Annotated in this window: 19 protein-coding genes; 1 reads left to right on the forward strand and 18 read right to left on the reverse strand. The window is 38.0% G+C overall.

Translation table 11 applies throughout. From position 1 onward, the window contains the following. Positions 1-98: 98 nt before the first annotated feature. The 13 genes from E6139_RS14465 to E6139_RS14525 all read right to left on the reverse strand — a co-directional run bounded on the left by E6139_RS14465 (position 99) and on the right by E6139_RS14525 (position 11,123). Positions 99-782: an HAD family phosphatase gene (locus E6139_RS14465; RefSeq protein ID WP_316403800.1), complete on the reverse strand. Its 684-nt coding sequence runs from the start codon at positions 780-782 to the stop codon at positions 99-101. Between the two features lie 165 nt (positions 783-947). After that, positions 948-1,499, reverse strand: a complete 552-nt coding sequence (gene hxlB, locus E6139_RS14470; RefSeq protein ID WP_316403802.1) for a 6-phospho-3-hexuloisomerase — start codon at positions 1,497-1,499, stop codon at positions 948-950. Positions 1,500-1,510: 11 nt separating this feature from the next. Beyond that, positions 1,511-2,263 carry an SDR family NAD(P)-dependent oxidoreductase gene (locus tag E6139_RS14475; RefSeq protein ID WP_316403803.1) on the reverse strand — a complete coding sequence of 251 codons (753 nt, stop codon included), beginning with the start codon at positions 2,261-2,263 and terminating at the stop codon, positions 1,511-1,513. 112 nt (positions 2,264-2,375) lie between these two features. After that, positions 2,376-3,020 carry a ribulose-phosphate 3-epimerase gene (gene rpe, locus E6139_RS14480; RefSeq protein WP_316403804.1) on the reverse strand — a complete coding sequence of 215 codons (645 nt, stop codon included), beginning with the start codon at positions 3,018-3,020 and terminating at the stop codon, positions 2,376-2,378. Between the two features lie 17 nt (positions 3,021-3,037). Continuing rightward, on the reverse strand, positions 3,038-4,291 hold the full coding sequence (locus E6139_RS14485; RefSeq protein WP_316403805.1) for a PTS transporter subunit IIC: 1,254 nt from the start codon (positions 4,289-4,291) through the stop codon (positions 3,038-3,040). A 172-nt stretch (positions 4,292-4,463) separates the two neighbouring features. Then, positions 4,464-4,760: a PTS sugar transporter subunit IIB gene (locus E6139_RS14490; protein ID WP_010746997.1), complete on the reverse strand. Its 297-nt coding sequence runs from the start codon at positions 4,758-4,760 to the stop codon at positions 4,464-4,466. Positions 4,761-4,774: 14 nt separating this feature from the next. Further along, on the reverse strand, positions 4,775-5,242 hold the full coding sequence (locus E6139_RS14495) for a PTS sugar transporter subunit IIA (RefSeq protein WP_316403806.1): 468 nt from the start codon (positions 5,240-5,242) through the stop codon (positions 4,775-4,777). A 216-nt stretch (positions 5,243-5,458) separates the two neighbouring features. Next, positions 5,459-7,522, reverse strand: coding sequence for a BglG family transcription antiterminator (locus E6139_RS14500; protein ID WP_316403808.1), 2,064 nt, complete (start codon positions 7,520-7,522; stop codon positions 5,459-5,461). A 296-nt stretch (positions 7,523-7,818) separates the two neighbouring features. Next, complete coding sequence (hxlB, locus tag E6139_RS14505; RefSeq protein ID WP_316403809.1) at positions 7,819-8,358, reverse strand: 6-phospho-3-hexuloisomerase; 540 nt, start codon at positions 8,356-8,358, stop codon at positions 7,819-7,821. Positions 8,359-8,419: 61 nt separating this feature from the next. After that, positions 8,420-8,869, reverse strand: coding sequence for a PTS sugar transporter subunit IIA (locus tag E6139_RS14510; protein ID WP_316403810.1), 450 nt, complete (start codon positions 8,867-8,869; stop codon positions 8,420-8,422). A 9-nt stretch (positions 8,870-8,878) separates the two neighbouring features. Beyond that, entirely contained in the window at positions 8,879-9,169 is a 291-nt protein-coding gene (locus tag E6139_RS14515) for a PTS sugar transporter subunit IIB (RefSeq protein ID WP_316403811.1), read from the reverse strand. Between the two features lie 39 nt (positions 9,170-9,208). Continuing rightward, complete coding sequence (locus E6139_RS14520) at positions 9,209-10,573, reverse strand: PTS galactitol transporter subunit IIC (RefSeq protein ID WP_316403813.1); 1,365 nt, start codon at positions 10,571-10,573, stop codon at positions 9,209-9,211. Positions 10,574-10,604: 31 nt separating this feature from the next. Continuing rightward, entirely contained in the window at positions 10,605-11,123 is a 519-nt protein-coding gene (locus E6139_RS14525) for an RpiB/LacA/LacB family sugar-phosphate isomerase (protein ID WP_316403815.1), read from the reverse strand. A gap of 177 nt (positions 11,124-11,300) precedes the next feature. Between E6139_RS14525 and E6139_RS14530 the strand changes: the two genes are divergently transcribed. Further along, positions 11,301-12,095, forward strand: coding sequence for a DeoR/GlpR family DNA-binding transcription regulator (locus E6139_RS14530; protein ID WP_316403816.1), 795 nt, complete (start codon positions 11,301-11,303; stop codon positions 12,093-12,095). A gap of 459 nt (positions 12,096-12,554) precedes the next feature. Here E6139_RS14530 and E6139_RS14535 read toward each other — a convergent pair whose 3' ends face one another. Genes E6139_RS14535 through E6139_RS14555 form a run of 5 tightly spaced genes read right to left on the reverse strand, consistent with a single transcriptional unit; the run spans position 12,555 to position 19,346 of the window. Next, entirely contained in the window at positions 12,555-13,439 is an 885-nt protein-coding gene (locus tag E6139_RS14535; protein WP_316403818.1) for a conjugal transfer protein, read from the reverse strand. A gap of 24 nt (positions 13,440-13,463) precedes the next feature. Further along, positions 13,464-14,465, reverse strand: coding sequence for a bifunctional lysozyme/C40 family peptidase (locus tag E6139_RS14540; RefSeq protein WP_316403820.1), 1,002 nt, complete (start codon positions 14,463-14,465; stop codon positions 13,464-13,466). Beyond that, positions 14,462-16,522, reverse strand: coding sequence for a CD3337/EF1877 family mobilome membrane protein (locus E6139_RS14545; RefSeq protein ID WP_316403821.1), 2,061 nt, complete (start codon positions 16,520-16,522; stop codon positions 14,462-14,464). The genes E6139_RS14540 and E6139_RS14545 overlap by 4 nt, the downstream gene beginning before the upstream one ends. Next, positions 16,523-18,970 carry an ATP-binding protein gene (locus tag E6139_RS14550; protein ID WP_316403822.1) on the reverse strand — a complete coding sequence of 816 codons (2,448 nt, stop codon included), beginning with the start codon at positions 18,968-18,970 and terminating at the stop codon, positions 16,523-16,525. Beyond that, positions 18,954-19,346 carry a conjugal transfer protein gene (locus E6139_RS14555; RefSeq protein ID WP_316403824.1) on the reverse strand — a complete coding sequence of 131 codons (393 nt, stop codon included), beginning with the start codon at positions 19,344-19,346 and terminating at the stop codon, positions 18,954-18,956. Before E6139_RS14555 ends, E6139_RS14550 begins: the two co-directional genes overlap by 17 nt. Positions 19,347-19,357 lie beyond the last annotated feature (11 nt).

Genomic DNA, 19,357 nt, shown 5'->3' on the forward strand with positions numbered 1-19,357 from the left:
ACAGATTTCGCTCAGTCTCTTAATGACTAGCCTGCCCCATTTTATAGTTCTGAAAATAAAAAAAACAATGCCGACAAGCATCGCTTTTCATAAAGTGATTAAGTTGAAAGATGGGCTGTTTGAAATCTGGATTCAATAAAATGAAGATGGAATTCCTCCATTGTACGAAAAGTCAAACAATCACAGGGAGCCTCTGTCGACTGAGAAGCGCTTATTTCAGGAATAAAAATGGGCGTGAATCCCCCCGCAACAGCTCCTAAAACACCCGCTTCTGCATCCTCCACAACATAGGAGTCCCTCGGTTCAACTTGAATTTTTTTTGCCGCATTCAGAAATATTTCTGGATTCGGTTTCGCTTCCTTAACCTCTGAACCGTACGAATACGCATCAAAATAGTGATAAATATCAGCCTGTTTCAGTAAATATTCCGCCGTTTTCTGATGAGACGATGTGGCAACAGCTGTTTTGATTTCTCGATGCTTCAAATACTCCAAAAATGAAACAACACCAGCTAAGACATCGACCTTGTGCTGCTGATAGTACTCCAAAAAGAATTGGTCACGCTCCTTGATGATCTTTTTGCCAATCAACGGATCTTGATATTTTTCTGATAAGTAGACACTGATATCCGTCAAGCTTCTGCCCAATATTTCCTGATACGTCTGCTCATCTAATGACATTTTTTCTGCTTCAAACGCCTGCTTAAAGGCCTGTTTAGACACAGGTTCTGTGTCTAGTAGTACACCATCCATATCAAAAATGACCGCTTGCTTTTTCTCCATTTGATCCCCCACCTTTACATTTACTTCTTATGTAAAAGCATAAAGCCGTGACCTTCGAAATGCTACCTCTCTTCTTCCCAAAAAATGTTAAAACCCGCCTGATGAATTGGGATTAAGTGTTTTCAAATAAAAAGAGCACGATCTATGACCGTACTCTCAAGATTATTATTCAAAATCCGCATGTCTGACAAACATCGTCTCAGATGTCTCACCAGTGTCGTCCATCAGATTCAACACCAGACCATCGAAAGTCAGAAAAGCTAACTGTTCAAACGCTGATCCCATTGGCTGCGCAAAGTCATCACCACGCGCATTGTCTTCTTTAGTCGTTCCTGGAAGTACCAAGACAGCATCGGCTAAACGACCAATCGTCGAATCCTTTTTCATCGTTACTAAAGCCAAATCCACACCACTTTGTTTGGCTTTTTCGGCTAAACTTTTCAAACTGCCAGTCTCGCCTGAACCTGAACAAATAATTAATAAATCGCCTGGTTTAGAATGCGGAGAGCTAATCTCCCCAACAATACTAACTGAATAACCAAGGTGCATCAAACGATTGGCAAAGGCTCGAATCGCGATCCCTGAACGTCCTGCCCCATTTAGGAAAATGTGCTTCGCCTTCTTAATCTGGTCAATAAACTCAGCGATTTCTGTGGTCTCAATTTTCTCCGCATTTTGCGTCAATTCATTTAAAATATCTAGCGTATAATTTTTCACGTGTCTCCTCCTTATGCGATTGTTCTGCCGCCATCCATCAAGATTGTTTGTCCTTGGATGTATGAGTTTGCTGGATCAGCTAAGAAGAAAGCAAGATTAGCAACATCTTCGATCGTACCAAGACGACGAACCGGAATTTTTTGCAATACAGCATCTAGACTTTCTTGGGTTGGATAATTCACCCGCATCATTTCACCCGTATCAATCAAACGTGGTGCGATCGCATTAACATTAACCCCTTTAGGACCAAGCTCTTTGGCTAACCCACGGATCAAGCCTTCGCCACCCGCTTTAGAAGCTGGATAAGAGACGCCGCCACCTGTTCCGCTTAACGCTGACCCTGAACTGATATAGACGATTGAACCGTTATTTGTTTGGAAATCATCGTAGAAAGCTTTCACTGTGTTGAACAAACCTGTCAAGTTGATGCTTAATGTCTTGTTCCATTCTTCAAAGGAGATGTCATTCATCTTATTGGCAAAAGCTACACCTGCATTTAACACGAGAATATCGATGCAACCAAATTCTTTGAAAACTTTTTCACGAGCATCTACCAACGCTTGTGGGTCCGAAACATCCGCTTGGATAAACAAAGATTTGACATATTTTTCTGTAATTTCAGCTGCTGTTTTCGTTCCTGTTTCTGGATTGTAATCCACGATCACGGTATGTGCGCCCGCTGCCGCAAATTTCTCAGCGATCCCTTTACCGATCCCATGTGCTGCTCCAGTAATTAACGCTACTTTTCCTTCAAAGTTTTCCATTTTAAAATTGCTCCTTTTATGTGTTTTGTATATTTTCTCTTTTAAGACAGATGACTTATCTGTAGAAAGGATGCCTTTCCTTACCGACATTCCTTTCTACAGCTTAGTACGATTATTTAACTGCGTCTTTTAGCGCGTCATATTGTGCTTTTTTGTCATTTGAGAACAAGGCTCCGCCAACAACGATCAGTTCTGCGCCAGCTTCGGCACATTCCTTCACAATCTCCTGATTCACACCGCCATCGACTTCGATCTGAATCTTGCGATTACCGATCATTTTTTTCGTGTTGCGAATTTTTTCTAAGCTTTTGCGAATGAAGGTTTGTCCGGGTTGGCCTGGATTAATGGTCATGATCAAAATATAATCGATATCATCCAACAAATATTCTAGGACTGCTTCCGGGGTTCCTGGATTGATGACTACGCCTGCTTTCCGTCCTGCTTTGCGGATCTTTTGCAGCATCGAATGAATATGCGGAGTTGATTCGTAATGGACTGAGATCATTTCCGCTCCTGTGACAATCACATCATCCAAATGATTTTTCGGATGATCCACCATCATATGAACATCGAAAATCATTTTTGAATTCTGCTTCATCGCTGCGATTTGGTTTGGTCCGAAAGCAATATTCGAAACAAAATTGCCGTCCATTAAGTCTACGTGTAAAATCTCTGTTTGTTCTGCTTCCAAAAAATCAATATCGTCCTGTAAATGCATAATATCTGCACCAAAAATTGAAGGTAAAATTTGTGCCATGTTTTCTTCTCCTTTTCCTATCCAAAGATCGTACTCAACCAGTACATCAAAATGCTCCATGGTCCAGTTAACACGAAGTCTGTTCCTTGCCCCTTAAGACCAACACCTGCACCATTCAGCATTTCCGTTGCTCCTGGTGCTACATAGCCGCCCAAGTATAGTACGATTACACAGAAGAGAACGGTAGTAATGATCGAACGCAAGATATTCCCTTTACTTGCCATAACAGTCATAACGGACATGTAAATGATTGACATCAAAATTCCGATCGGGAATGTTTTTACACCAGGTAAAGCAAGTGCGCAAAGCATTACTAACGGAATAGAGATAACTGTAACTGTAGTCGTTGTTGGATCACCTAACCCTAGCGCAACGTCCATCCCGATGTTTAAGTCAGCGTCATCACCCATTTGTTTTTGCATATAGTCTTTCGCTGCTTTTCCAATTGGAGACAAACCATCCATCAATACACTAACTACACGCGGCATCAAGACCATAACACCGGCAACACCCATCCCCATTGGAATGATTTCAGTAATTCCTTGACGTGTCAGCAAGCCTAGTAGTACCCCTACGATCGTACCGATAATAACTGGTTCACCTAACACACCAATTCTCTTGTTCACGCCTTCTAAACTGACATCCAATTTGTTCAAGCCTGGAATAAAATCAATAATTTTGTTCATTAACCAAGCAGCCACAAAAGTCCATCCTGTATGAATAATCGTCGTACAAGTAGTCCCTTCCAAGCCATAATATTCCTGCCACATTGGTGCTACCCAGTCTCCTACGAACAGTGAAAGGACTGATAAAGCAACCGTCACACCTAATCCGATAAAGAAATTATCGAAGATGAAATATGCCAAAGCTCCTGGTACTAGAAAATGCATGTAATTCCAAATATCAACGTTCAAGGTTTTCGTTAGCTTCAAACGAACCAATAACAGATTCAAGACTAAGCCGATCGGAATTGCAAGTCCGGCAAAGGGTGCCATCCATGATGCTGCACCAACAGCTGGCCAGCCAATATCAGTAATCGTAAACCCTGAACCCATTTTTGAGTAATAATCAACTGCCGGGTCTAACGATGTATTTAAAAGTCCAACAACTAAGGTCAATCCAATAAAACCAACACCAACTGTTAACCCAGCTTTGATCGCATCGCCTAACTTCATCCTGAAAACCAATCCTAAAATAGTGATAATGATTGGTAAAATTGCCGAAGCGCCCATTCCGGTAATTGTCTGTACAATCTCAATTAATTTATCCATTTTATCCTCCTAATAAGTCCTGTTCCTTTTAATATTTCTATCCATTCAATTGTTGGTATCAATAGTTGAAAAATCACTTTTTCATCTGTATGTGTTAAAATAAGTTCAAGCGTTTTATGAGGTATACTGTTCCACTTCGTTTCTCAGGCAAAAGTGGAACTGTATACTTTTTTTATGCATTTTGAATTTCTTGCAGTTTTTCCAGCAGTGTTTTCTTTAATTTAGCTTCATTGATCCCTGTGACAAAGCCCATAATACTCATAACTGGCACATCCAAGTCACCTTTGAAATTGTTAGTCGTCAAAACGATATCGGCATTTTGACTCTGCGTTGGTAATTCCACCATGCTGCATTTGCTTAAGCTAAAATGGATGTCATTTTCTTTACATAAGGCTTTGACCTCATCTGCTGCTACTGTTGATGTTGCGACGCCACTTCCACATGCTACTAAAATATTTACTTTTTTCATCTTTGTTTCCTCCATTATTTTTCTACGGCCATGCCGTTGATTTTTTTCATTACTTCTTCAGTTGTCTTCGCTTCCTTGATTGCCTGAACAAATTCTTCTTGTTGAATTAATCCAATGACTTGTTTCAAAATCTGCAAGTGTTGCGTCCCATCATTTAATCCTAAGACAAAGAACAAATCGACCTCAATTTCTTCATCAGCATTTTCCATTTTCTTCATTTTAATTGGCTGCGTTAACGTAACGACTGAAATAAACGACTGTTTGATAAATTCTGGATTGCCATGTGGGATAGCAACGGTGTGAGTTTTTAGATCTAACCCTGTTGGATAATTTTCTTCCCGTTCAACGATGAAATCGTAAAAGCCTTCATTGACATATCCTTTATCGAGAAAAAGTGTTGAAAGCTTTTTAAACAATTCAGCTCGATCAGAAACAGTTAGATTAAGAAAAACCAATTCTTCTTTCACATAATCTTTTAGCATGAACCCTACTCCTTTTTTACTTATTCGAGTTAGTTGCTAACTCCTTGACTAAATCATAAGCGCTTTCAACAAATAATTCTATCTGCGTTTTGTCCAAAAAATGTCGGTTTGAGAAGTGCCATTGTGATGAAGCTTATTCTCAACTTTATCGAGCTTTTTTCTCGAGAAAAGCAAACAAAAAAAGACACGATTTCTCGCATCTTTTATTCATCTCAATCAATCTTCTTGCTCTGAAGAAAATCCTTGGATTGCCTTTTTAATTTTACCTTCATCCTCCAGCGCGATTAGCTGTTCAATGAACTCTGCATCCTTTGCCATTCGATTGATATGGTACAAAATCGTCAAATGGCTCGTCTTATCTGGTGTGGTCAAGACAGTGACGACATGAATTTTCTTATCTTGATATTGCACCCCTTGTTTCAACACAACGATACATACGCCCAATTTTTGTTCGATCAGCATGGGGTCTAAGTGAGGCAATACGATTCGCTGCCGCAGCATGATATACGCCGGCTGATCGCGATATTCCTTTAGTAATGCGGATGTGTAATCGTCAGTAACGATTTGTTGATCAATCAAGCATTGGCTCGCTTTGCGTAAAATGGCTTCCCACGAGACATCATCTTCAATGAATAGAATATTTTCTTCCTTAATGACTTGCGATAACTCATTCTTAGAAATCATCTCGTCAGCTTTAGCGCCCTTTTGTTCTCCTAGTAAAAGAGAATCTAGCGCCTCTAAGATCGTTCCTTCAGCTTTCTTATCCATTGTCACGTATTGTTTAACAACAGTCAGAATGTCTGTCGATCGAACACCAGAAAAGTCCAAGTGATACAAATCTTTGATCACGTCTTGGCGCAATCTTAACTGCTCACCCTTACTGAGAATTTCACTGATCAAATACACTTTTTTTTCTGATTCCACTGGTACCGTTGAAAATACGATATCATGAGGCAAAACGAAGGTCTTATATTCTCTCACTGAATTGGTCGGATAGAATAAGAACTCGGGGAAAATATCCTTCAATTTCTTTTCAATCAGTTTGGACATGGAAATACCATTTGGGCACAAGATCACCGCTTTAACAATCTTTTCTTCCAGATCATTGTGATCGTTGCCAATCAAGTGACCGCCGACAAATAATGTGATGTAGGCAATTTCCTCATCCGCAATTTCTGTTTCAAAGAACTCTTCCAATGGTCCGATCGATTGACGAACAAAGTCATGCAGGACTTTGTATTCTGAGCGAATCTTGTCATACAAGACATTTTCAGTTGAAAGATCATACTTGATTCGATAATAAGCAGGTTTAAAGTGGTTCAACAGCTTTTTCAATAAATCCTTCTTATCAGATAGTACTAAAAATGTATTCGTTTCAAACTCGATCAAGAATTCCCATAAGGAGTTTGCCAGTAATGGTAGTTCTTTTTCTGAGACCATTCCTTTATTACGGACGTTTGAGCTCAATAATTGCAGTGCGATAAAAATCTTTTCATCCTCAGGTAAATCCGGAAAGTCTGTTGTAATATAGGAAAGCGATTGATATTCCTTGGTGCGCTCGATTTCTTCACGTTCACTTATTCTAGCCGCATCAATTAATTGCCCGCGTTCGATCCGAATAAACAATGAGGCGATAAAATAAATCAACGGATAAAAATCTTCATCGGTGTACTTCACACCAATGTATTTCTCGATTTTTAGGACATCATTTTTGACCTGTTCTAGATATTTTTTTGAGCCTTCCAGTAATTCTTCCGTCACTTTTTCGCCATAATACTTATAGATTCTCGTGATAGCGTGAAAAAGAACAATGCGCTTATCCCATTCATTTCCATCAATGACGTACCCCTTTTTACGAGAGAACTCAATTTTCAGCTGATGCTTGGCTAAAAGCTCTTTGGCCTTTTTGATATCTGCCAACGCGGTATTTTTACTGATTTGCAACTCAATACAAAAATGATCCAACGATAATTCTTCGGTTCGTGTCAGAATCATAATAAGAAGTAAATAAACGCGGTCTTCTTTAGAAAAAATAATATCCTGAATGGATTGTTGGATCGTTAAGTATTCTGCCGCTTCATTTTTCGCGTAATAGCACCCCTGGCGTTTTTCAATGACAGGCAGCTGATTCTCCATCAATTTTTCATTGATAGCATCAATACTATAAGATAACTGTCTGGCTGAAAGATCAAACATCTTTGATAATTCCGTTTCCTGGATGCTTCTTTGCTTAATTAGTTGCTGCAGAATGTCTAAACTACGATCACTCAACGATATCATCTCCCTTCATAAAAATAATAAGCGCTTTCAAGGATTAAAGCGAATTTTTTTCGCACAAAAAATGTAAAAAAAAATTTATTGATTGGGATGAACTACAAATTGCCGTTGATCAATAACAAGCAATACAATCTGTATATTCATTAAATTAAACTTTATCATCATTTAAGAAAACAATACTTAAGGTTAAATTTCTCCAGTAAAAAATCCAGACACTTGCAATAACTACAGCAAAATGACCAAACAAGGCATTTTTGTTAGAAACCAAGCAGCTGGATTTTCATACAATTATACAAAAATTACTCTAAATCGGCATGACGTGGTTTCATCGTTTGGTTTGTCTCGCCCGTTTTTTCCATTAAATGTAAAACCAAACTATCATATAGGAACAAGCTTGTTTGTTCAAACAGAGAACCCATTGGTTGCAACGTTGCGGCATCAGACTGTTTAGATTGAGCAGGAATCACAATGATACTATCAGCTAATTTACCTAAAGTCGAATCAGCATTCGTAGTGACGAGACCAATCAAAACGCCGTTCGTTTTCGCAATTTCCGCTTGATGAACCAAACTGGTCGTTTCGCCAGAACCAGAACCAATAATAAAAAGGTCTCCTGGTTTAGTATGGGGCGAACTGATCTCCCCGACAATACTCACTGAATAGCCTAAATGCAGTAGTCGATTAGCAAACCCACGAATCATTAATCCTGAACGGCCTGCACCTTCTAAAAAAATATGCTTTGCCGATTGAATTGACGTTAGGAAATCATCAACCTGCTGATCGCTTATTTCGTTTCCGATCTTCATGACTTCATCAATAATCTCATTAAAAAATTTCATTTTTCATTATCCTCCCCTTCTTAAAGAAAGACGGATGGTAAATGCCCCATCCGTCAAAAAATTATTCTGCTAATTGATTAGCGATAAATGATTGTACTTCTTCTTTAGAAGCCGTTTGACAGGTTTTGACAAATGCTTCATCTTGAAATAGCCCAATCAGTTTTCGTAAAATACTTAAATGCTGTTGCCCTGAAGCTAAGGCAAGATTAAAGATTAGGGAACAGTTGACCTTTTGATCCTTGTCTTCCATTCTGCCAAATTCGATCGGATTCTCCGCTCGAACAACACTTAAGCTGTCTTTTTTTACCAAGTCTGAATTACCATGAGGCATTGCGATCCCTTCACCGTCCGCTAAAAGCAAGCCGGTGGGAAAATCCGTTTCTCGATCAATACAAGCATCGATATATTGAGGGTCGATCATGCCAGCCTCAGCAAGTTTTCCACCTGACAACTGGATAGCCTCCTGATAGCTCTTCACATCATTCGCAGCATCATTCACAAAAATTTCCATTTGTTTACCCTACTTTGCCATTTCTGCTTTTACTTCATCAAAAATCTCGTCTTCGCCAATCCCAGTAAGTAACCCTGCACCCACAATAACTTTGGTAGTTACGTCTGGGTTGTCGATCTTAGTTGAAGAAACAATCAAGTCATAGCTATTGTATTTTTCCGCGTTGCAATCCATCAAAGATGATTTCTGTACATCCACACCATTAATTCCTTGTTCTTTTAAATAGTCTTCTAAAACTGAGACCATGATTGATGATGATGCGATTCCATTTCCACATACGACTAAGATTTTTTTATCCATTTTTATTCCCGCTTTCTTATAAATTGTTATTTTAATATACTACACCGTTACATCATTTTGAAGCTGTGAACGTTCTTTCTTTTTCAATAGGTAGCCGATCGAAATCAACAGTAAGCCGATCAAGATATAACCGAAGATTCCAATATGAGATGCTGCCGCAAACAAGCCGGTAAATGGATTGGCTGATGGATTCAATGAAGAATACATCACATTTTCTTGTGCTCCTGCACCAAATTTTTGGAATAATTCATTTGTAGCTGGTGTCATCCAAGAAGCAATGTATAATCCGCCACCGAACAAGATAACTGAAGATAACCATGTCCGGATGATGTTCCCTTTAAAGACTGGTACCATACAAGCGATGAAGAAGACAAATTGTGACAAATCACCTAAAGGCATCACGCGGTTGCCTGGTAATACGACGGCAAGAATGACCATTACTGGAATCAATAGTAAAGCAGAAGAGATAACTGATGGATTTCCTACGATCAACGCAGTATCCATCCCAACAGTAATATCGCGGTCTGGGAAACGTTTGACCAATTTTTTACGAGCCGCATTTGATAATGGCACTAGACCTTCCATCATAATCGATGTCATTTTTGGCAACAGCAGCATAACAGCAGCTAAATACATTCCCAGTTGAACACTAGAAATAATTGTGTGATAAGGACTGTTCCAGTCAAGTCCAAACAATCCAAGCAATGTACCTAACATAAAACCGACAACCGTAGGATCACCTAGTACACCAAAGCGTTTTTGGATGGTTTCTGCTGTTACGTTTAAGTTACGTAACCCAGGAATACGGTCAAAAATCCAGTTGAATGGATAAGCAAACAATAAATAGGTGTTCGCTACCGGGTGAGAAATGGACACCCCTTGTGGCAGACCAAAGAATTTTTCATTGTTCTTTGCACCTAAATCAGCTGCGATCAATGCCCAAATGTGGAACAAGCCTGCGGTCAATACTCCATAAAAGAAGTTTCCTGAGTAGACAGCCACGATTGCACCCATAGAAGCATTCTGATGAAGATTGAAGACATCAACGTTCACACAGTCTGTGATTTTAAATACAAGCAATAGCAAATTGATAGCCACGCAGAGGGGGATGATGATAGCTCCCATATTCGACCCAAAGCCCATAACAGCAGTTGCTGCACCGCCTACATCAATGGCATCTAAAGATGAACCTGTCTTCCCTGCTAAACCAGTAATTGCTGGTTCCATCTTCTCCAACATAAATCCGATGACCATAGATAAAGCGATAAAACCTATCCCAACCTTCATTGCTGATTGAATTGCTTCAGCAAGTGGTCTTCCCAAAGCAACCATGAAGATTAGAAAAATAATTGGAATGAAAATAAAATTGCCTAAGTCATTGATAAACTGTGTAATAAATTCCATTTTTTTGCGCTAGTAAACTAGCTTCCCTCCTTTAATCTGGTCTGAATCCCATATTCCATGCGACATGATCTGGTTTTTTCAATAATAGATTGTCATTTTTTTCTGCTTCCAACAAATTGTTTTTTGAGTTTTCTCGAGCAGTTTCAAAATCAAACGGCTCATCATACCAAGCATCCACAATCTGCTTCATGTATTCTAACCCATTTACCCGCAGACCTAAACCAATGATTTGAACATTGTTACTTAAACGTGCGCGTTTCGCAGAATATGGATTCGTTACTGCTGTTGAACGAATGCCCCAATGCTTGTTTGCTTGGCAAGTAAACCCAATACCGGTCCCACAAATATAAATCCCTAAGCGACAGACATCTTTTTGAATCAAGACAGACATTTCATCTGCCAATTTTGCAAATGTGTTGATTCCGTCCTCTGGTACCTGAACAGGATCATAGACCACCTCTGCATTTTTTTCCTCAATCAAATATTTTTTTAACGCCTCCTTTGTCTCAAAGCCTAAATCGTCACAAGCGAGTGCAATTTTGGTTTTCATGATAAAACCCCTTCCTGAATCCGTTTACTTATTTACAAACACATCATACAATTGGTTTTAGTTGGTGTCAATACTTTTTTATTGGTTTTTATTTGTTTTTCCGCTTATTAAACAAATTGAACACCAACTAAAACCAATTACATTGTATTCCGAATTGTTTTTAGTTGGTTTTGTGATATGCTATTTCTTGTAGAGAATAAAATCGAGGTGATCCAATTGTTGTTAATGGAAGAAAGAAGAGAATTGATTCTAGAAGAATTGATGAAAGAAGGAGCCGTCCATGTTAGCAAATTAGCTGAAAAATATTCTGTTACATATGAGACTGTTCGAAAGGATCTGACATATTTAGAGAATAAAGGCTTATTGGTAAAAAGTCATGGAGGTGCGACGCTAAAACAAAATGCGATTGAACACTCCTTTCAGATTCGGGAAAAAGAAAATGCTCAATATAAAAAAATGATTGCACAAAAAGCGTTAGAGATTATTCCTGACAACAGTTCAATCATCATCGGCACTGGCAGCACTACGTTAGAATTGGCACAGCTTTTGGCATCCAAATCTGGGTATAAGATTTTTACTGATTCTATCCCAGTAGCGAGTTTATTGATCAAATCAAAAAATCAGGTCTTCCTTTTCGGCGGAGAATTAAGAGAACGAAGCTCTTCCGTTTTTGGCGGATGGACTGTCTCACAAATCAATCAAATTCAAGTAGACCTGTGTTTCTTGGGAACAGACGGCTTTAGCAATTTAGATGGACCAACAAGCCCTTCATCCTCCGATGTTTTTGTAGATCAAGCAATCATTCGACATGCTGAAAAGCGTTATATTTTGGGTGATTATACCAAATTTGATCGAAAAAGTTTATACAAAATTTGTGATTGGTCTGAAATCACTGCTATGATTACTAACAAAGAAGCCGATCATGAAAAAGTTAAGAAAATAGAAATTATGACTAAAGTAATTACGTGTTAATTTGCTGTATTAAACTTATCTGAAAAATCTTATATTAAGAAAGTTTGAGCATAAGCAAATACGAAAAAGAATAATTTTTTTCTAGTGAAGTTTAAAGTTGATAAAAATAACCAATAGAAACCGAACAAGCATATTGTTATCACTTACGATATCATATGTCTGTTCGGTTATATTTTATACTTTTTTTTAAAGACTTCTTGAATTAGCATCTTCACAAAACAGTGATTATATAATAGATAACAACACCTAATCCAGAAATTAAAAATAGTCCCCCTACTATTAACAACAAAAAATATACTGGGACTAACAAAACTGATTTGGTTTTTTGAAGTCTTTTATAAAAGAAATATGTCATAATCCCGAGGAATATCCATGCTAAACACATTCGAATTGTCATTATCTCACCTTACTTAAAATAATCTTATATATATTTTACTGCAGATAAATGATTTTGACAGCCTATATTCCTGAATCAATTACCCACTTCTCTTCGGTTTTTTTAAGGATTAAATCATAAGTATATTGCATAGTAGCTTTAGTGCTCTGATCAAGATATGTCGCAACAACTTTAACCTTCACGCCATTCTTATTGTGAAAATAGTTAATTTGGTTGATATCAGAAAATAGATAGTCTTTATTTATTTCCTTAATGCTTTTATCATTTACGTAATAGAGTAATTCCGTTTTCTTTGCAGATGGGTACACTTTAAAGAAGGTATTCAAAAACGCCAAAATTTCTTCTTTTGTTTTTTGATCTACTCTCATATCATCTTGAACTGGATTCGATTTCATTTCTAATTTTTGGGGTAAAGAAGACATAGTCGGATTCGATAAAATTGATAACCGATCATAACCATCTGTCCTGACTTTTACAGAAAATGCCGAATCAATTTCTTTCTGCTCTTTTTTATCTCCTTTACTCTCATCAATTTCTTGTATTATAGAAAATACCACAGAATAATCATTTTGATTTAATTGATCCACTTTCCAAATTTTTACTTTCTTAACAGTGGAAGTCGTTGGAATATCGGATCGTATCATCTCTTGATTTAATTGCTGTAAATCATCCGGTAGGAAATGTTGCAGTGCTGCATTTCTTTTTTCCAATGATTCTTTTTCAGGTTTCCATGAATAGAATACCTGAACAAAATCTTCTACATAACTAGAAATAAGATTTGTATCAACCATCTTAGTTTTGATCACTTTTTTCTCATGAACAGTATGCTGATCAATAGCGGTGAAGTTCTTATACACACCAAAGACAAAACTTCCAAAAAGCAATACCCATAATACAGTCGTTGTTTTCTTTCTCAATCCAATATTCTTTACTTTTATTTTCTTCATTTACTAATTTCCTTTCAAAACAGTTTATTTTACTCGACCTGCTCCAATTAAATGAGCTTGCCAATATGATTCAGATAAATCTGTGTAACCAATAGGATCGCCGGCATGATACATTCGATTATTCCCAACATAGATTCCAATATGAGTAACGTAATCAGATGTTGAATAGGTCGAATGGAAAAAAATCAAGTCTCCTGGTTTTGCTTCAGAAAGTGACAGATGTTGAGTCACATCGTATTGTGCTTGGGCTGTTCGTGGTAAATTGATCCCTACTTTGGCAAAACACCACTGAACAATACCGCTACAATCAAAAGAGGTTTGCGGATTGCTTCCGCCAAAAACATAAGGATACCCTTGATATTTCAATGCTTCATCCATGATTTTTTGAACTGTCTCATCATCAAACTTTGCAGATGCGACTAAATATTGTTCGACTAGTTTTACATAGAATTGATTACCATACCCATACCTCCATCCTCCATTTACAGGGATAGCGATTGAATTTTGATAACTGACTTTTTTTCCGCCTGATTTCTCTTTTGAAAAAGATTCCGCTAACTCATACGAATAATTCTTCCCATTCTTTGCAACATAGTTGATAAACCCGCCGCCGAAATTATACGACTGAATCGCTGTATTGATGTCGCAGCCATTCGCTTTAATCCCTCTGATCAATTCAGAGAAGTATTTGCACCCTTGCTTAATTGACTCCTCAGTGCTTAGAGAGTTCGGCGGAAACCCCAAACTTTCCGAGCTCTGCATGACATCTTCGACTTTACCGCCACTTTCTACCTGCATAATCGCTAGAATAGTTTTAACGTGATCTGTAATTCCATACTCTTTACAGTATTTTTCTACTAATGATTGGTGTTTTAATACTTCAGGAGAAACAGTTAGACTACCTATTTCAGATGAGATTGAACTGCTTTCTTCCTCATCACTAGATAAAACAATCCCAAATAAAAGAATGCCAAAAAAAGCAAGAAAACCAATGAAAGGTGCCGCAATTTTTACGACACGTTTCATCTTCTTTTTGCTCCTTTGCCATTGATGGAATTATTTTTACTTTTTGATATAGTTTTATTCGTTGTTTTCCTAGTTTTCTGCGTTATTGTGGATTCTCGCTTGATAGCCTGCCCCTTCACTAAGGGTTTCATCTCATTTGTTTTTGCCAAACGATTAGTCTGATTTAGTGGTGGAATTTTTTCCGAAGATTTTTTTCCATATCTACGATTTTGATTTTTCAACTGAGTTTTATCTTGTTGATTCTCTCTAATATCACTCTGAGAATTCGGTACTATATTTTGTTGACTTGCTCGTTGATTAACCGGTTTTCGTTTAGGTTTTTCTAGAGAGCGGGTTGGCGCATTTCTACGTTTAGATTCCTGCGTTTTCTTGGATTCATCTTTCTCTTCACCTGACAAATTTTGTTTGTTCCCTCTGAATTTAGATTGTTTAAATTTCCTAGCTGCTTCTAGTTTTGCCTTATCTTCTAACTGTTGAGTGGTTGAGCTATGTTTTCCAACATTTTTGCCTTTTCTTTCCATATTTTTTTCCTCGAATTTCTGCTTTCGATTATCAGGTAAAGATTTTTTATTTGGTTGTTCACGGTTTTTAGTAGCTTGCTTATCCTTCTGTTCTGAATTCTTTGTTGGGTCTGTCCTTTTAGATTCTTTCTTATTATTTCTTTCTTTACGTGTAGAATCGAAACCTTTCAGAGCCAAGCCACCAACCACAATTTTTCGAATAGCGCGACTTGCGGTTTGCTTCGGTCTTCTCATTACCCGATTAGTAGTATTTTGAGAATCGGAACTACTTAATGCCATCATTCCCATTAAGTCATTTAGCTTAAAGTAAATCCCTGCAAAGACAACGATCTGCATAAACGCTACGACAAAGAACGGCTGAGTAGCCGTAAGACTGTAGACCATTGCGGACAGAGAAAATGAAATCGTTAATACAAGTGTAATTCCAGCCCGCATCATAATCACATTGAACAATCGCATAATCGTTTGTTTCATCAAATGATTGAAGCTTGGAATCATCGAAAGTAAAAAGCTGATTGGGAGAAAGACTGCAAAGATAATAAATAGGATTTGAGAGAAAATCATGATTCCTGTAAGTATGAAGATAAACACAGATATGAAGAGATTAAATATGAAGATAAATGTCGCCACACCCAATCGACTGATTGTTTTCGTAATCGTCATATTGTCATTTTCTCGATCATTTACTTCTTCCTTAATAATCTCTGTACGGTCCTTTCCTTTGTTGGCAAATGGACTAGTAGATTCTAACTCCTCTACTCGCTCGACACCTACTTTTTCAATATCAGAATCTCCGTATTGCAAAATCATCCACGGCTGTTTCACTTGAATCTCAAATAATGAATCACGAATCGCATCCACACTGCTTTTCCCTTGTGTGTTACTATTCGGCATTGTCATTTTGGAGCCAACATCTAAGGCTGCCTTACTGATATCTGCTGAAAAATCATTGATTCGAGAAATATAACTGGTCGAATAAGCAATGAAAGACGCAGACAGGACAAAGATCGTCAAAAAACTAATCAATGCTCCTGTCGCTTTCGTTACTTCTCGCTTGATCAAACCGGTATAAGTAACATAAATCCCCATTATCAGGATCAAAAGAAGAAGCAACCCGGGATAAAATCCAGTAGACATGAAGCCACTCTCATTGATTCCAGCCAAAGTTTGGATATTTCGACCAATAGCTTCAGTGGTATCACTGATGAAGTCTAATGAATAGGCTTCCCCTACTAGATAACCGGTCGCACTGGAAAGATACACACCGATCAACCAAATCAAATCAGTAATCGCATATATCCCGTACATGACAGATTTTCCAATCCCGTCTCCCCAGTTCCACGGCAACCAATCCCAACTGGAATCCACAAAATAGTCCAAAGCATAGTTTTCTATTGGATACTTTGAATAGTTATTGCTGCTATTGAGCGTTTCGTCAATCAAACCTGTCGCTTGTGCGGTGACGGAAACTATTATCGTAAGAAAAAAGATACCAACTATTCCTAGCAGTATCTTTACTATTTTTTTCTTATTCATTTATTCACCTCCAGTAACTGGTGGTCGCGTATCAAACGCATGGAAGAGATGTTCAAAGATATAGTCAAACTGAATAACTCCGGTCCTGCCCCAGATATCTTGGAATAAGGCTTGTCCATTATCTAGATTGCGCAAACGATTTTGATTTCCTTCATCCTCTTTATCCAATCCAAAAAACTCGAGTGTATTCTTGATCTCATTTATATCGGTTGAGCGAAAAGCAAATTTCATTCCGATATTGTTTTTCATTTTTTCATCCAACAAATCATTGGCATTTTGTGTAACGAAATAGACACCGGCATTCATCGCTCGACCTTCACGAACTAATTTCATAGACAATGTTTTTCCTTGAGTTACTTGAAGGAATGACCATGCTTCATCCAAGTCAACGATTTTGAAAATGGAAGTATCCGAATGGATAAAGTCTAAGGCGAAGGTGCTGATCGTCATTAACATTGAGACGCTTAACATTTCCATTGTCGTATACTCTTCCATCGTTGTATTGGCATCAGGAAGGATTAAGTCGGCTACTTGGATCACATTCAATTGCCTATCTAAACTAATGGTATTTTCGATATTACCGTCACTGAAAAGCAATTGGGCGAAATCATAATCAACAAAAGACTCAATATGGTCTGCAATAGTATTCGATACTTCTGAATCTTCGTTTCTTAATTCTTCGATCACCCGCAATAATCCACGTTGCTCGGATTGAGCGACTGTACGGATCGCTTTTCGTAATGTTGGGAATTTCTCGCCATCACGAGAAGAAATACCAGTTAGAAACGTTAACGTATCAATCGCCAGGCTTTCTGAATCTTTGACACTTTCAAGGATCACGAATGGATCAAGAAGGCCTCGATTTTTCTCTTCGCTAGTCAGATTGATGATATTGACCTCTTCTTCAATATGGACAAGATCCTCTTTCCAATTTCCGCGTTCACTTTTCGGATCGAGGATTACTGCTTTTCCTCCAAATAAGACCGCATAGTAGACGAGAAGATTATTGGAGAAGGATTTCCCCCCACCCAAACTCCCTAAGAATGCCGCCGCAAGTGCGTTGGTAGTCGTGCCCTTAATTCCTTGTGCCGCAAGATCAGGCTGGATGAAAATGTTCCTTCCTGTATCGACATTGAAACCTACATAGATACCTTCTCGCTCACCCAAACTTTGTGTGGCACCAAAGCCAAGAGATGATATGAAATCACTAGTGACATACTGGATGTAATCACTCATGAATCGCTTTGCAGAAGGAATGAATTCACCCTGCAGACCTAGCATATCTCCAAACGGACGGACAAGTTTCACGTTGAAATCATCATAAAAATCTTTAACTTCATTGCATCGCTTCTTTAGTTCATCCAGATTTGGGGCAGACACTCGAATGACATAACTCAATTTGTACATGGATTCTTTTGTTTGATCTAATGTGTTTTCCAATTCGTTGACTGAATCTAATGCTTCTACCACATTATTTGCTGTTTCGTTATCACTTTCCCACGCATGATTATCTAAATCTTTCAACTCTTTTTTCTTATTTCGAACCGTTGACAAGGCTTTTCGATTAGGTACTACTTCAACGTTCATCGAAGTATCAATAGGAAAAGAAAATTGTTGCTGCTGGAAGTAGAATAATTCACTATTTGGGAAATCTAGCTCACCTACGATCGAGTTAATTGTAAAGTAAGAAACGTATAACTCACTTTCATCATTGGCAATTTTTAAATACCGTTGCTTCTGTTCAATCAAACAACGAGTCGGTTTGATCAAATCATATTTCTTGAGCAATTTTTGCTTACCCTTTTCTTCAGTTGGTAAATGGAACTCATATTCTTCATAAGCGATTCCATCTTTCCCATGAAGATGGTCCAAGATATAGCCAAAATCATTTTTATTTAAAGGTCGGAAGTTGAAGCGACGTAACAACTTATTTTCTAGCAATCGTTCCAACTTTTGGAAACGATCCACCTCATCGACACTCATTTGAACGAAATCACCCATCAGCTTAGTATTCACGCCATGAATAAAGTCTTGTACTCCAAGAACAAACTCATTCCAAACGTGTTTTAGACTAACCTCTTGATCATTCAGAATTAACTTAAAACCAATAAAAAAGCGGTAATCGACTTGGTTTTCTCCAATCAGTTCGATCAACGCTTCAGTCTGACCATCAATGTGTTCGATAGCAGCTTCTTTTAGTTTTCCTTTTACAGTTGCTTTAGATCGCTCTTGTATTTCTTTGATGCTTGATTCAGTACTTATCTGCAATGCATGAATCTTTCCCTCTCTATATTGAGCGACTAACTGACGAAAATTGTCATGCACTTTGAACTTCTCATCTGGACTCAAAAAGGAATAGTTGAATGGTGTCAGCTCATAATAAGCGTAGCATTCCCCGTCTTGATTAAAGACTAAATTGTTTTCAATATACTTAATCGGATAATCCAATTACTTCACTCCTAACATAGGTTACATCTACTTCTATAACCAATTGAGTCTCGGTCACTTTTTTCTCGCTATACGTCACATTCGGGCTTGAATAATAACGGAAAATAGACCGAATGAATCCCACAGGCTTCTTCCCATCAAATGACTTTTGGGACATAAACCAAGCGATAAACCCTGGAATCCCAATATATTTTAGCAGTGCTCCATCAATCAATGATAGTGGTGAGACATTCGATAAAAAGATGACGAGAAATAGTGACAATACAAACCAAGTCATTTGATTAAAGGTGATTGGAAACGGCAATTTTAAATCATTAATCGCGTAGATGACCTTTTCCACATTCCAAATACTGGTATAACTTCGAATTTTTTTCATCCCTTGAACTC

This window comes from Enterococcus sp., assembly GCF_032555305.1.
Classification (GTDB): domain Bacteria; phylum Bacillota; class Bacilli; order Lactobacillales; family Enterococcaceae; genus Enterococcus_A.